The organism is Bacillus sp. V3-13 (assembly GCF_002860165.1).
GTDB lineage: Bacteria > Bacillota > Bacilli > Bacillales > Cytobacillaceae > Bacillus_BJ.
In genome coordinates this window covers 43,258-57,235 of the sequence record NZ_PGUZ01000044.1, presented here as the reverse complement: position 1 = coordinate 57,235, position 13,978 = coordinate 43,258, and the positions used below count along the sequence as shown (strand labels likewise).

10 protein-coding genes are annotated in these 13,978 nt (G+C 41.9%); 7 read left to right on the top strand and 3 right to left on the bottom strand.

All coding sequences use genetic code 11. From position 1 onward, the window contains the following. Positions 1–39: 39 nt before the first annotated feature. Positions 40–2,688, top strand: coding sequence for a polysaccharide lyase 8 family protein (locus CU633_RS16430; RefSeq protein ID WP_101661674.1), 2,649 nt, complete (start codon positions 40–42; stop codon positions 2,686–2,688). Between the two features lie 161 nt (positions 2,689–2,849). Here the strand turns inward: CU633_RS16430 and CU633_RS16425 are convergent, their stop codons facing one another. Both CU633_RS16425 and CU633_RS16420 read right to left on the bottom strand, forming a co-directional pair. After that, complete coding sequence (locus CU633_RS16425; protein WP_101661673.1) at positions 2,850–3,758, bottom strand: SDR family oxidoreductase; 909 nt, start codon at positions 3,756–3,758, stop codon at positions 2,850–2,852. A 236-nt stretch (positions 3,759–3,994) separates the two neighbouring features. Continuing rightward, positions 3,995–4,216, bottom strand: a complete 222-nt coding sequence (locus CU633_RS16420) for a hypothetical protein (protein ID WP_101661672.1) — start codon at positions 4,214–4,216, stop codon at positions 3,995–3,997. A gap of 365 nt (positions 4,217–4,581) precedes the next feature. Between CU633_RS16420 and CU633_RS16415 the strand changes: the two genes are divergently transcribed. The 6 genes from CU633_RS16415 to CU633_RS16390 all read left to right on the top strand — a co-directional run bounded on the left by CU633_RS16415 (position 4,582) and on the right by CU633_RS16390 (position 11,256). After that, positions 4,582–7,425, top strand: a complete 2,844-nt coding sequence (locus CU633_RS16415; protein ID WP_101661671.1) for a sigma-54-dependent transcriptional regulator — start codon at positions 4,582–4,584, stop codon at positions 7,423–7,425. A gap of 379 nt (positions 7,426–7,804) precedes the next feature. Beyond that, positions 7,805–8,233, top strand: coding sequence for a mannose/fructose/sorbose PTS transporter subunit IIA (locus CU633_RS23125; RefSeq protein WP_219620969.1), 429 nt, complete (start codon positions 7,805–7,807; stop codon positions 8,231–8,233). Further along, entirely contained in the window at positions 8,234–8,728 is a 495-nt protein-coding gene (locus CU633_RS23120; protein ID WP_219620968.1) for a mannose/fructose/sorbose PTS transporter subunit IIB, read from the top strand. 267 nt (positions 8,729–8,995) lie between these two features. After that, positions 8,996–9,805 carry a PTS mannose/fructose/sorbose transporter subunit IIC gene (locus CU633_RS16400; RefSeq protein WP_101661669.1) on the top strand — a complete coding sequence of 270 codons (810 nt, stop codon included), beginning with the start codon at positions 8,996–8,998 and terminating at the stop codon, positions 9,803–9,805. Between the two features lie 18 nt (positions 9,806–9,823). Further along, positions 9,824–10,690 carry a PTS mannose transporter subunit IID gene (manZ, locus tag CU633_RS16395; protein WP_101661668.1) on the top strand — a complete coding sequence of 289 codons (867 nt, stop codon included), beginning with the start codon at positions 9,824–9,826 and terminating at the stop codon, positions 10,688–10,690. A 110-nt stretch (positions 10,691–10,800) separates the two neighbouring features. Beyond that, positions 10,801–11,256: a DUF986 family protein gene (locus CU633_RS16390; RefSeq protein ID WP_101661667.1), complete on the top strand. Its 456-nt coding sequence runs from the start codon at positions 10,801–10,803 to the stop codon at positions 11,254–11,256. Between the two features lie 194 nt (positions 11,257–11,450). Here CU633_RS16390 and CU633_RS16385 read toward each other — a convergent pair whose 3' ends face one another. Further along, positions 11,451–13,712, bottom strand: a complete 2,262-nt coding sequence (locus CU633_RS16385; RefSeq protein WP_180955003.1) for a YhgE/Pip domain-containing protein — start codon at positions 13,710–13,712, stop codon at positions 11,451–11,453. Between the last annotated feature and the right edge of the window lie 266 nt (positions 13,713–13,978).

The following is a 13,978-nucleotide window of genomic DNA, read 5'->3' as shown; positions in this document are numbered from 1 at the left end:
TTTCAATATCATAAAAATATAATTTAGGATGGTGTCTTAATGGAAAAAAATCTGAAGCGAATCTTAGCATCTTCACTCACATTAACAACCTTCTTAACAGTGCCATTTATAGAATCGAACAACAATGCTCAAGCCTCTGAAAAGCCCGCACCAGTTACCGCAAAAGCGGCTGTTCATACTGGCAATACGGATGTATTAAATGAATTGGATCAATTAAAGCTGAACTTTAGAGAGTACCTTGCCGGTAACGAGAGTATGAACAATAGTTACTTATTAGATAGCAAGATTAATACAGTCCATAACTTGGCAAATACAAGGCTTGCTTCCTTCCTCTCCAGTGAAGATCGAGTGAAAGGGGAAGAAAAATTCCTCTTTGAAAATCTGGTCCTTGGAGAGAAGGATGCAAATTTAAGCAACTCCTATTTATATTTATACCAAATGGCACTTGCAGCTAAAACTTACAAGAGACTCGATTCAAGCGGTGTGAATTTATATGAAAATCAAGAACTTATCTATAAAGTAATTGATGGATTAGAGTGGCTTTACTCAAACTTCTTCGTAGATCAGGGAAAGGGTTATTATGGAAATTGGTATTCATGGGAAATCGGTATGCCGATGAATATTACGAAAACACTGCTGCTGTTAGAGGATGAGATTAAAAATTATAAACCAGAATTAATTGATGACTATATAGAATCAATGGATTTGTATTTACGGAACGGCAAAAATGGAGATATCGATTTAACTTCCAGATTTCATACTGGGGCAAACCTGGCTGATATTGCAACCAATCGAATTATACAAGGGGTTTTGGTTGGTGACGAAGAACGAGTTTCGAAGGCAGTAGATCATATTCTAACTGTTTTTAAAACTGTCGATCCCAACAATCTCATTAATGGGATTAGGGATGGGTTTTATGAGGACGGTTCTTTTATTCAGCATCATAGAGTTGCCTATACAGGCTCTTATGGAAAAGTGCTCTTAAATAGAATGATCCAAACCATGAACATACTAGCGGACAGTAAATACAACTCTGAAGAACTTTTGGTGCCGACTGTAAAGGATTGGATATACAAAGGGTTCTCACCAGTCATATTTGAAGGTTATATGATGGAAATCGTAAAAGGAAGAGCGGTTTCAAGGACTGGAACAGGTTATCAGGATGTCAATAGCATCGTAGAAGCGATGGTAGATTTAACGAACTACTTAGATAAAGAAGATAGTAAACAGTTAAAATCACATATAAAATATATCGCCGACACTACTAAAGGGACTATCTCTACCGGATCTTTTACCTCATATGCTTCGATTCTCAATTTTAATCAGCTAATGACGGATCCTGAGATTGAGGCTAAAAATGGGATTGATGAAGCAAACCACTATGCCTTTAACTTAATGGATAAAACCGTTCATGTAAGAGATTCGTATGCTTTTGCTTTTTCCAGAAGCTCCAAAAGAATCAGCAAATATGAATATATGAGCGGCGAAAATTTAATGCCATGGTTCCAAGGGGATGGGGCCTATTATTTATATTTATCCGGAAGTGATCAAACGAAATCATTTGGAGCGAACTTTTTTGCGACCATCGATCCTTATAAACTCCCGGGTACAACTGTACCTGTAGAAGAAAGAAAAACGATTCCAGAACTATATGGCGGGAAGCTCTTCTACGAAAATACGGATCATCCATTAAACTTTTATGCTTCTTCTGAGTCACAAAATGATTATGTGTATTTTCCAGTAGGTACAAATACTTATTCAGGTGGAGTAAAGCTTGGAAAATATGGAGTTTCAGGTATCCAACTTGGGGATGAAATTGGATTTAAAGATAAACAAAAGGGGTTATTGCCAGAAGACTTTGTAGTATATAAAAATGCAGAAGCAAATAAGTCAGCCTTTATGTTTGACGATGAGATTGTCTTAATGGGATCTGGTATCCAAGATAAAATGGGCAGAGAGGTCATTTCCACGATCGATAATCGCATGTTTGATGGAACGGACACAAGTTCTATTTCTGGAGAAACATATGATGAGGATAGATTAATAGAACCAGCCAACGGGGAGTATAATTTAAAATGGATTCATTTCAAAACGAAAGCCGAGGGTACTCAGGTAGGCTATTATTTCCCAGATGCCTCTCGGATCGGTGTTACGAAAGAAACAGTTTCCAAAAGCTTAAGAAAAATTCGCACAGGAAACCCAGATACAAAAGTAACGAAGAACTTCTTTACATTGGACATGGGTCATGGAAAGAATCCACAAAAAGCAAAATATGCCCACGTGATTTTACCTAATTTTGATGAAAAGAAAACAGAACAATATGCGGCAAATCCGAACGTAAAGGTATTATCCAATACAGAAGATGTTCATGCCGTTGAAAATACGAAGCTGGGAATCAAAGGATTTAATTTCTTCAGTGATAAAAAGAAAACGGTTAGTAATCTCACATCCTATAATCAAGCTTCAATTCTAGTAAAGAAGGATGGAGATACGGTCACCATTGCCATTTCTGACCCGACCTTTAGCTTGGATAAAATGAAATTGAAAGTTGAAGTACCGAATCCTACGGCAGTAGCAGCTAGTGATGGTGTAAAAATCTCCGTATCTAATGAAAAGGCTCTAATTCATATTGATTCCAAAAATTCAAATGGTAAGAGCTATGAAATAAAGCTAAAAATAAAAGAATAAGCACAAATTCCAAAAGCTACTGACTTTGCCGACAAGTGGAGTCCGGTACAACTTCATTGTGAGTGCAGGGATGGCTGATCAAACGCCTGGGCCAAGGGGTGCGGGAATATATTTTGGATGCTGCCGAGCATTACTTTTTGCCTTTTTTAGCTTAAAATTTATCAAGAACCTGACATCACCCCTCCGTTTGGGTGCAGTATTTGACCGGACATATAGCTTGAATCATCGGAAGCCAGGAACACATAGCTTGTGGCAACTTCATAAGGCTGGCCAGCACGGTTCATAGGCACTTTTGGCGTGTAGGTGCCGAACGTTTTCACGTCTTCTGCTGAAAAAGATGAAGGAATTAAAGGGGTCCAAATTGGTCCTGGAGCTACTCCATTGACCCGGATCCCTTTTTTTATGAGAGAAAGAGACAGGGAGCGGGTAAAAGTTAAGATCGCCCCTTTCGTTGCGGAATAATCAATCAATTGTTCATTTCCTTCATAGGCGGTTACCGATGTGGTGTTTATGATGGCGCTGCCTCGTTTCAGAAAAGGAAGGGCCGCTTTTGTCATAAAGAAAAAGGAGTAAATATTAGTACGAAACGTACGGTCCAATTGCTCTGCTGTAATATCGAGGATGCTTTTTTGAACATATTGGACAGCATGGTTATTGACTAGCGTATCAATTTTACCAAAGAAATGAACGGTCTGGTTTACAACCTCATGTGACATAGCCTCTTCTTGAAGATCTCCGGGAATTAATAAGCAGCGTCTGCCAAGCTCACTAATTCTTTTTTGAGTTTCTTTCGCATCTTTATGCTCATAAAGATAAGAGATGGCCACATCCGCCCCTTCCTTCGCAAATGCATAGGCGACCGCTCTTCCAATCCCGCTATCGCCACCTGTAATGATCGCTACTTTTCCTTTTAATTTACCACTGCCTATATAATTGGGATTTTCGGAAATCGGTCTTGGAAACATGAGATATTCCAATCCTGGATGCTGGTCTTGATGCTGCGGAGGGAAGGCTGTCGGAACTTCTTCACACTTTTTTTCTTTTCCAAAGTATTTATAAACAGGATACATCGGCATCACCTTTCGGGGCTGAATTTAAAGTTATGATGAACGTCCTTCAAAAAAACCATATTACAGGTATATTCCCCGCCAGGAAGATAAATTCCCTTAGCCTCAGGTGATGGTGAAATGAAGCGTTGAAACGAACGTCAAGGGGTGATATAAAAATCAAGCTTATTCACGGTTGAACGTGGCGAAAGTACGGGTATAAGGCATAAAAAAACACTGGTATTAACCAGTGCCATAGTTTACGAAGTTTTTTCCTTATGGTCATCTATATATACTAACGAACCTTTTTTAATCCAGTATTGAAAGCTGTCCCTCGGAAAGACCCCTCTGTAATTCGAATTGTCCATTTTAATCACGATACTTCCTTGTGTCACTTCTAAAATTTTTAATCTCTCTGAGTTGGTGAGGTTAGGCATAAAGCTGCTTTTCATTTCGAATTCCATGTTTTTGTACAACTCCATTATGAAACAACCCTCCTGAATTAATGAATTTTCACGATTTATCATTAACTTGCCCCTTAATTTAATAATTTATCCATATCTTGGTTTTTGTTATGAAATGATTTCTTCCACTCAGTATGCTAAAGTGGAACCTTCTTGCTGAGCAAAATTCAATCTAAAAACAACGGATCCTCTATTAATAAGGATAATTCACTCGTTTTGTCGAAGTTTTACGAAAAATTGCCGAAATCGATGATGACTTTTGCCCCAGCTCGAAGAATTTCTGCATAAAGAGTTCGCAGGCTTGTCATGAATTAATATTGATAGCTGATACATTCGTGATACTATTAATGTAGATTTATTCCCAACAAAAGGGGTGGTTCTGTATGAAGCGTATCGATAAAATTTATGCTTATTTAGTCGAACAGTCTGATGGTAAAAAGCTCGATGATTTTATCCGTATGGAGGGGTTCACTGCTTCAGATATCGCGGATCATTTAGATATTCTCAGAAACAATGTGAGCGCGGAATTAAACAAACTATTGCGCCAAAATATGATTATCAAGATTAAAGGCCGCCCGGTCCGTTACCTCGTGAAGGACTGTATTGAAAAGTTGATACAGTCTCAGTTGCCGAATGATATTTACGAGTATGAAAGCATGGCAAGCATCCTGGCCTACCGAAATGGGCAATCGAAACCATCATCGCAAATGGATACAGAGGAGGAACCGAGCCCATTTGATGATTTGATCGGGTCAAAAACGAGCTTGCGCATTCAAGTGGAGAGAGCGAAAGCAGCCGTTTTGTATCCGCCCCACGGTCTGCATACATTGATTGTCGGGCAGACCGGGGTTGGGAAAACGCTGTTTGCCAACATGATGTTCAACTATGCGAAACATGTCGGGCCATATACGGAAGACACCCCGTTTGTCGTGTTCAACTGTGCAGATTATTACAATAACCCGCAGCTTTTGCTTTCACATGTATTCGGTCATGTGAAAGGGGCATTTACGGGAGCGGATAGCCATAAAGAAGGGCTGGTTGCCAAGGCAGATGGCGGCATCCTGTTTCTCGATGAAATCCACCGCCTTCCGCCTGAAGGCCAGGAAATGATCTTTTATTTTATGGATACCGGGACATACAGCAGCCTCGGGGAAACGGAGCGGAAGCATAAAGCCAATGTGCTGATCATTGGTGCAACAACGGAAGACCCGGAATCTTCGTTGCTTAAAACCTTTGTCCGCCGCATCCCGATTTTGATCAGCATTCCGTCGTTTGAAGAACGCCTTCCAATAGACAAGATTGATATTTTAAAATTTTTATTGGCCAATGAGGCAAACCGCGTGCAGAAACCGATTAAAATTGAAGCTGAAGCGATCAAAGCATTGATTGGCAACACTTCTTTCGGAAACGTCGGACAGCTAAAATCGAATATCCAGCTTGTCTGTGCCAACGGCTTTCTCCGTTGCTTGAATGAAGAAATTATCACTATAGAATTTAAACGGCTGCCTCCGGAAATCAAAAATGGCCTTTTTTATCTGAGCAGGCGCCGGCAGGAAATGCAGGAGTTGTCCCAGATGCTGGAGCCGAATTTGATGATATATCCGGAAGGGAACAATAAAGCTCTGTTTGAAGAAGACCCGTATGAACCGGATTTTAATTTATACAGTATTATTGAAGATAAAGTTGCGTTTATGATGGAGCAGTCGGTATCGGATGAGGATATTAACCGGTTTTTAAAGCTGGATATTGATATTCATTTGAATAAATTTTATAACAAATTTTCAAGCAATGCGCTAAATCGGAAGAAAATCTTAAAGATTGTCGACGAAAATATTTTGACTTTCAGTGAGGAAGTCCAGGAAACAGTCGAAAAAAGATTGAGACAAAAGGTGACGGATCGCTTCCTGCTCGCATTCAGCCTGCATCTCACCTCATTTTTAAAAAGGTCAAAAAATCAAAAATCCGTGAGCTATACGAATATCGAAAATGTCATCAATGACAGGCCAAAAGAGTATCAGCTTTCGCTGGAAATTTGCCGCCTGATTGAGGAGCGTTTCCATATCCGTGTTCCCGAGATGGAAGCAATGTACTTGACGATCATATTTACCTCGCTTTTAAAAGATCAAACGGTTGAGCATGTTGCAATACTCGTTGCGGCGCATGGAAGCAGTACAGCAAGCAGCATGGTCAACGTCGTCAAAAAACTGCTTGGGGAAACGAATATAGAATGTATTGATATGCCGCTTGATCTCAGTCCAAAAGAAATTTTGGGAGAAATGCGTGAGCGGGTAAGAGAAATTGATATGGGAAAAGGTGTTTTGCTGCTCGTTGACATGGGTTCTTTGACCGGATTTGGCCAGGTAATCACGAACGATACCGGTATCCAGACTCGAACGCTTGATATGGTATCCACCCCGCTTGTGATTGAAGCGGTCCGGAAAGCAACGATCATGGACATGGATTTGGATGAGATTTACGAGTCATTGAAAGATTTTAGAGGTTACGGAACTTACCAGGTTGAACAGCAGGAAACCCGTATGCCGACAAAGCCCCTCGCTATATTGTCTGTCTGCTCGACCGGGGAAGGAACTGCGGAGAAGTTGAAGCAATTTGTTGAACAATTGCTCCGCAACATCGGCAAAAGCGAGATTAAGGTCATCCCTCTGCCGATCAACGAAATTGAAAAAAGAATCGATCAATACTTGCAAAAATATGAGATTCTTTTGACCGTCGGAATAGTAGACCCGAAAATCCATGTGCCGTTTATTCCGATTGAATCGCTATTTGTGGGGGACGGGGAAGCCCAATTTATCAACTTGATCCAAAACCAGCATTTAGTTCCCGCTAATCCAAGGCCGGAAGTAATAGTGCGGGAAATGAGCAAAGAAAGCTTAAATGAGTTTTTAACCTATTTAAACCCAAAGAAAGTGATTGGGACAATCCTGCAATTTATATCAAATATCGAAAAAGTTGTAGCCTTTTCCTTTAGTAACGCCACAAAAATCAATCTGAGCCTTCATATCGGCTGTGCGCTGGAGCGGGCGGTGACACGCGACAACCTCCGTTATACTTCGGAAGTTACAGATGAGCAAGAAGCGAAAAAAGAAGCTTTTAAAGTAGAGGCACAAATATTTCAGGACAAGCTTAAACTTTCTTTGACGGATGATGAACTGTATTTTCTGGTTGATTTAGTAGATAACCAGATCGAAGGTCAGCAGGCAATTTAATGTATCCGGCATAAGACTGCTAAAAAGGTTTTTACCTTGTAGCAGTCTTATTTTTGTTTGTACACAAAAATGACGATTTTGTTGAGAAGCCGGAAGGCGATTTTTGAATAAATTTGAAGGACTCATTAGAAGATCCCATGAAAAGGTCGGGAGAAAAACAATATGGCCAACTATGATAGGCCTGGTACAGCTAATAAGACAGTTTTCTTTTCGCTGCAGCGAAAGCACTGTATTAGTATTAAAGATTTTTTAATAGTGTATCAATGTGTTTTAAAAATAAAAAGAGAATGCTTGAATGATAGGCAGCGCAATTTAATACAGAAAGTTGGCACGAATCTTGCATGTATTATTGTTGAAAGATGAAAAAGGAGGTCGAACAATGACAACTGCCATTATCATTGGAACACACGGAGCATCAGCAGAACAATTGCTAAGATCAACAGAAATGATTATCGGCCCGCAAGAAAACGTTACCTTTATCGATTTTGTTCCTGGTGAAAATACAGATACATTGATTACAAAATTCAATGAACAACTGTCTAAGCTTGATACCGCTGCAGGCGTCCTGTTTATGGTCGATTTATTCGGCGGCAGCCCGTATAATGCTGCGAGCCAAATTGCTTTGCCGAAACCAGATTATGATGTAATCGCAGGAGTTAACATTCCAATGCTATTGGAAACATTGGCCTTGCGATCAGGGATGGGATTTGACGAACTGGTTGACACTGCTTTAAAGGCAGGGAGTATGGGTGTTAAATCCCTAAGAAGAAGCTTGGTTGTAACTGAAGAATCAGAGGAGGAATTATAAATGATTATTGCATTAGCACGTATTGACGACCGTTTGATTCACGGACAGGTGGCAACTGTTTGGACGAAAGAGGCCCGCGTTAGCCGGATTATTGTGGTCAGTGACGAAGTGGCAAAAGACACGGTCCGCAAGACCTTGCTCACCCAAGTGGCACCGCCAGGGATAAAAGCCAGTGTCGTGGACATTGAGAAAGCAATTCGCGTGTACAACAACCCGAAATATGACAATGACCGCGTTATGCTCCTGTTCACAAACCCGACCGACGTACTGCGCCTGGTTGATGCAGGTGTCGCCATTAAATCTGTCAACATTGGCGGGATTGCTTACAAAGAAGGCAAAACGATGATTACCAATGCCGTATCGGTTGATGAAAAAGACATTCAAGCATTTCGCGAACTGGCTGCCCGCAATATCGAATTGGAAATTCGCAAAGTGGCCGCGGACAATAAATTAGCAATTATTCCGCTTTTAGACAAGCTGCAAGCTGGTAAATAAGAAACCAATTAGAAGTAAACGGGGCAATAACCAAACTTGACAAAAGCGGCTGCTTGTTGCCTTCACACCTTAAGACGTGACCGGGACGGTGAGGGCTGATAGGCTCTGGCCGGCCTTGAGACATTAAAGGAGGTGGTTACTGGCATACCGAGTAGAACACTGAGTGAATTTTTGTAACCGTTTTACCTGACTTCAGAGAAGTCAACTGCTTAAACAATGGGAAAAATCTGCACTTCTTCACATTATTTACTCTAAGGAGGGAAAATCGTGGATGTTTCTGTAATACAAATTATCCTAGTCTTCCTCGTATCTTGTATTTCAGGGATGGGGTCAATCCTTGATGAATTTCAGACCCACCGTCCGTTGATTGCATGTACGTTAATCGGCCTGGTTTTAGGAGATGTAACAACCGGGGTTATCATTGGTGGTACACTCGAAATGATTGCACTCGGCTGGATGAACATCGGTGCAGCTGTTGCACCTGATGCTGCTTTAGCATCAATTATCTCAACTATCCTTGTCGTTGCAGGGGGGCAAGATATCGGCGCAGGTATTGCACTGGCGATTCCGCTTGCTGCAGCTGGCCAGGTATTGACGATCCTCGTCCGTACGATTACTGTTGGGTTCCAGCACGGTGCTGACAGAATGTCAGAAAAAGGTGATTTGCGGGGGATGGATTTACTGCATATAGGTGCGTTGCTCTTGCAAGCGATGCGTATTGCGATTCCTGCCCTTATCGTTGTTGTTACGGTCGGAACTTCTGCTGTTAGGAATATGCTTGATGCGATTCCGGATGTAGTAACAGGCGGATTGAATGTCGCCGGCGGGATCATCGTTGTTGTCGGGTATGCAATGGTAATCAATATGATGCAAGCGCCATACTTAATGCCATTCTTCTTCGTTGGATTTGTTATAGCTGCTTACACCGAATTTAACTTGGTTGCCCTCGGCGTACTCGGTTTAGTTATGGCGATCATATATATTCAATTAAGCCCGAAATACAATAAAGTCGCAATCGCGTCAAGCGGAAATGTAGCTTCAGGGTATGACGACGATCTTGACGATGAGTTAGACTAGGAAGGGAAGGGACGCAAAATGAGTAATGAAACGAATGTGGTGGCACCTTCTGCAGGTGAAAAGAAACTGACAAAGCGTGATTTGCGTGCGGTTTTCATTCGCTCCAACTTACTTCAAGGTTCCTGGAACTTTGAGCGGATGCAAGCTTTAGGATATGCCTTCGCCATGGCGCCTGCGATTCGCCGCCTGTATCCTGAAGGCAGTGAAGAACGTAAGCAAGCAATGAAAAGGCATAACGAATTCTTTAATACCCAACCATTTGCATCAGCCCCGATTTTAGGTGTAACTCTCGCAATGGAGGAACAGCGGGCAAATGGCGCAGAAATCGAAGATGCCGCGATCAACGGTATTAAAGTAGGTTTGATGGGACCACTTGCCGGTGTCGGTGACCCGATCTTTTGGGGTACGGTGCGTCCGATATTTGCGGCACTTGGTGCATCGATCGCAATGTCCGGCAATATTTTAGGACCGCTTTTGTTCTTTGTATTGTTCAATGCTGTTCGTCTTGGCGTTAGATGGTGGGGTGTCTTTTACGGTTACCATAAAGGTTCCAACGTCGTTTCCGACATGGGAGGCAACCTGCTTCAAAAGTTGACAGAAGGTGCATCGATTCTCGGTCTATTCGTTATGGGAGCACTTGTCAATAAATGGACATCTATGAAAATACCATTAGTTGTTTCCGAGATTGAGAATCCTGAAACGGGTGAAGTAACAACCACAACAGTTCAAAGTATTTTAGATCAATTAATGCCTGGGCTTTTACCGTTGCTTTTAACTTTTGTGTGCATGTGGCTGCTGAAGAAAAAAGTCAATCCATTGTGGATTATTCTTGGTATTTTCGCACTTGGAATCGTCGGATACTGGGGCGGATTCCTCGCTAAATAGGTTGAACGGAAATGCCGTACCAACCTGGCCCGGCAAACATAAGAACGAGAATCGGAAATGGCTCCGATTCTCGTTCTGAATTTAAAATGTGAAGTGAGGAGGTACACCTGATGTCTATCACAGAAGGAATATTAATGGCTCTGATTGCATTATCCCTTGTGTATATTGTATATGATTCCGTCGTCATTCCGATGTTAAAAGGAAAGACGATTCTTACTGTCCCTTTAAAAAAACGCAACTTGGCGGATCAGCTTATTTTTGCAGGATTGCTGGTCATACTGGTTGTCTCCAACATCATGAGCGGCGGTAATGAAATGGTTACGTATTTGTTGGCGGGTTATGCGGCGATTATTCTTTATTTTGTATTGCTGCGGACTCCGAAAGCAAGATTTAAAGAAAAAGGATATTTTTATGGGAATTTTTATTCTAATTACGACCGCATTAAAAATATGAATCTGTCAGAAGACGGCATTTTGGTGATTGAAACGAACCGGCAGCGGCAGTTGTTGCATGTTGCCGACATGGAAGATCTCGAGAAAGTTTTAAAGGTGTACACCGAGCATTGAAAAAAATGAAGCTCTATCAGGATCCCTTTGAAAAAACCTGGTAAATGCATTCATTGCATATACATTATTTTTGATAACCTCCACCACTCACTGTAGTTTATATGTGAAATAAGAAAATAAAATAATATTTAAGTATTGCCCATTTATAAAAATATAAGGGACGGCGCCATCATATCTGGCGCCCGTCCCTATTTTTAGACTACCGTTTCTGCTGCCATGTCAGAATTTTGTTGTTGATATTTCTTTTTTATAAAAATTGCGACCCATGACAACAAACCAAAAATGACAAGGAATATAAGCAGCATTCCGGCGTTTACAAGTGCCGAGCCGAAACTATTTAAAGAGATCACTGATTTAAACCCGGCAATTGAATAGGTGAACGGAAGGTATGCGCTTACATTTCTATACGTTTCAGGCAGCATATCGATCGGCAGGTTCGCTCCCGTAATCGATAACTGCAAGATAATAAACACCAAAGCGATAAAGCGGCCAATGTTACCACCGAAAGCGGCCAGGAAGAGCACAATTGCTGAAAACGTCACGCTGGCTATGAGCGCAAATACAATCAATCCAATCGGGTTGGTCACATGCAATTTCAGGACTAAAAGAACAACACTGAGAAGCAAAATGGCTTGAACGATGGCCAATGAGCCCAAGTGCATAAATTTAACTGCGAACCAGCGGACGCTTGATACGAATGGCGGCCTTTTAAAATCAATAAACATTGACATGATCAAGATGCCGGCGAACAAACCAAGTGTCAGTATATATGGAGCAGTCGAATCACGGTAATATTGATATCCGTTAATTTTATCGCTGACCAGTTCAACCGGGGCTGCGAACATGCCGGCATTTTCTTCTCCAGTTTTCAATCTGCCCGTTTTTTCTGCTCCATCTTTCAGCCCTGAAGCGAGTTGCTGGGTTCCATCATTCACTTTTCCGGCTCCATCGTTTAACTTAGTAGTGCCATCAGCCAATTTTCCCCAGCCTTCATTCACACTGGTGGTACCATTGCTTACTTGGCCCATTCCGTTATTGATTTTAGACGCCCCGGTTGTAAGCGCTTTCCAACCTTCGTCTACTTTAGCATTCCCATCGGAGATTTGGCCCGCCCCTTTGTCCAGGGCAGTCACACCATTTGTCAGTTCCGACCACCCATTGTTAACTGCGGCATTCCCGTCAGCAATTTGTTTTGCTCCTGCTTCCAGCTTCGCTGCTCCATCATCAACCTGTATTTGACCGGCTAACAGCTTTTTAATTCCTTCGTTCAGATCTACTGCTCCAGGAGCTGCCGTAGAAGCGAGTCCGTTAGAGATTTGCGTTGAGCCATCCCTTACAGAAATTGCCCCTGCTAATATTTTTTCGGCCCCTTCTACTATTTTTTGATAGTTAGGATCCAGTTTTGTCGTAACATTAAAGTTTTGATATTCCTTAATTCCTGCCTCCAATTGGGCGGCCCCATCTGCGAGCCTTACAGCACCATCTGTTACCTTCGCACTGCCGGGTACTAAACGGCCCTCGATGCCGGCTCTAAGCTTCGTACTGCCAGCCTCGGCCCGCTGCAATCCAGCTAATATTTGCGAGGTTCCGCCTTTCAGGCTTACCATACCATTATGCAGCTCCTTTGCTCCATTAGCGAGCCGCGAAATATCACCGGATTTATCGTGTAATCCTTTTAACAGACGGGAAGTACCATTTTTTAATTCTTTCGTGCCATTTGCCAGCTTTGTAATATCTGCTTGCTTGGAAGAAAGGGAATTTACGAGCTGTCCTGTTCCTCCTTTAAGCTGATTCGCGCCATCGGCCAGCCTCGCGATGTCTGGCGATTTTTCAGTGACGGACTGCTGTAATTCAGTTGTTCCGTCATGAAGCTGTGTTGTTCCGTCAGCAAGCTGGGCCGATCCGTCGGCTGCTTTCTCAAATCCATCGGCAACCTCACCCATGACGGATGTAACGTATTGTTCGGTGATTGTATTTGCCAGTTGCTCGCGAATTCTTTCAGTAGCGGTTCTGGTAACTTGTGAGGCGAGGAAGTTAAGTCCTTCATTTTGGATGTATTCTAGTTCAAGCTTTTTGGGATTTGGATCAAGGACGGTTGTCACGCGCTGGGAAAAATCTTCGGGTATCACAATGACCATATAGAAGTCATTATTCTGTAGTCCTTTCATCGCTTTTGCCGAATCGACGAATTTCCAGCCTAACTGCTTTCCTTTTTTCAAATTCGCCACCAATTCTCTTCCTACGTTGATCGGTTCATCTTCCGACATCGCTCCTTTATCATTATTGACGACGGCAACCGGCAAGTTTGACAGATTGTCATAAGGACCCCAGTCAGCAGAGAGGAGAATCCCTCCATAGGCAACAGGTACAAGTAAAGCGGCAATAATGGAAAAAAGAATCGCCTTGTTTGCTGCCAGCTTTGCAAACTCAACAGAAAGTAAGTTGAAAACATTCATCCATAATACCCCCAAGTATGGTTTTGTACCGAAAATGAATGAACATACATTCACTTTTGTATTTATCATAATATTTCAAATACTATATACAAATCCAGGGGATTTTTTGTCGAAAGTGAAATTTACACATAAAGTATTAGCTGGATATCCCGTTAGTTGTAGTACCTAAAGTACTAAACTCATTAGTGTAGGTTATAACTTGTAATTCTAGTGGAATGATGTGAAATTGCTCTAAATCATTCTTTTGGAAATGGAGGGGAGAAAAC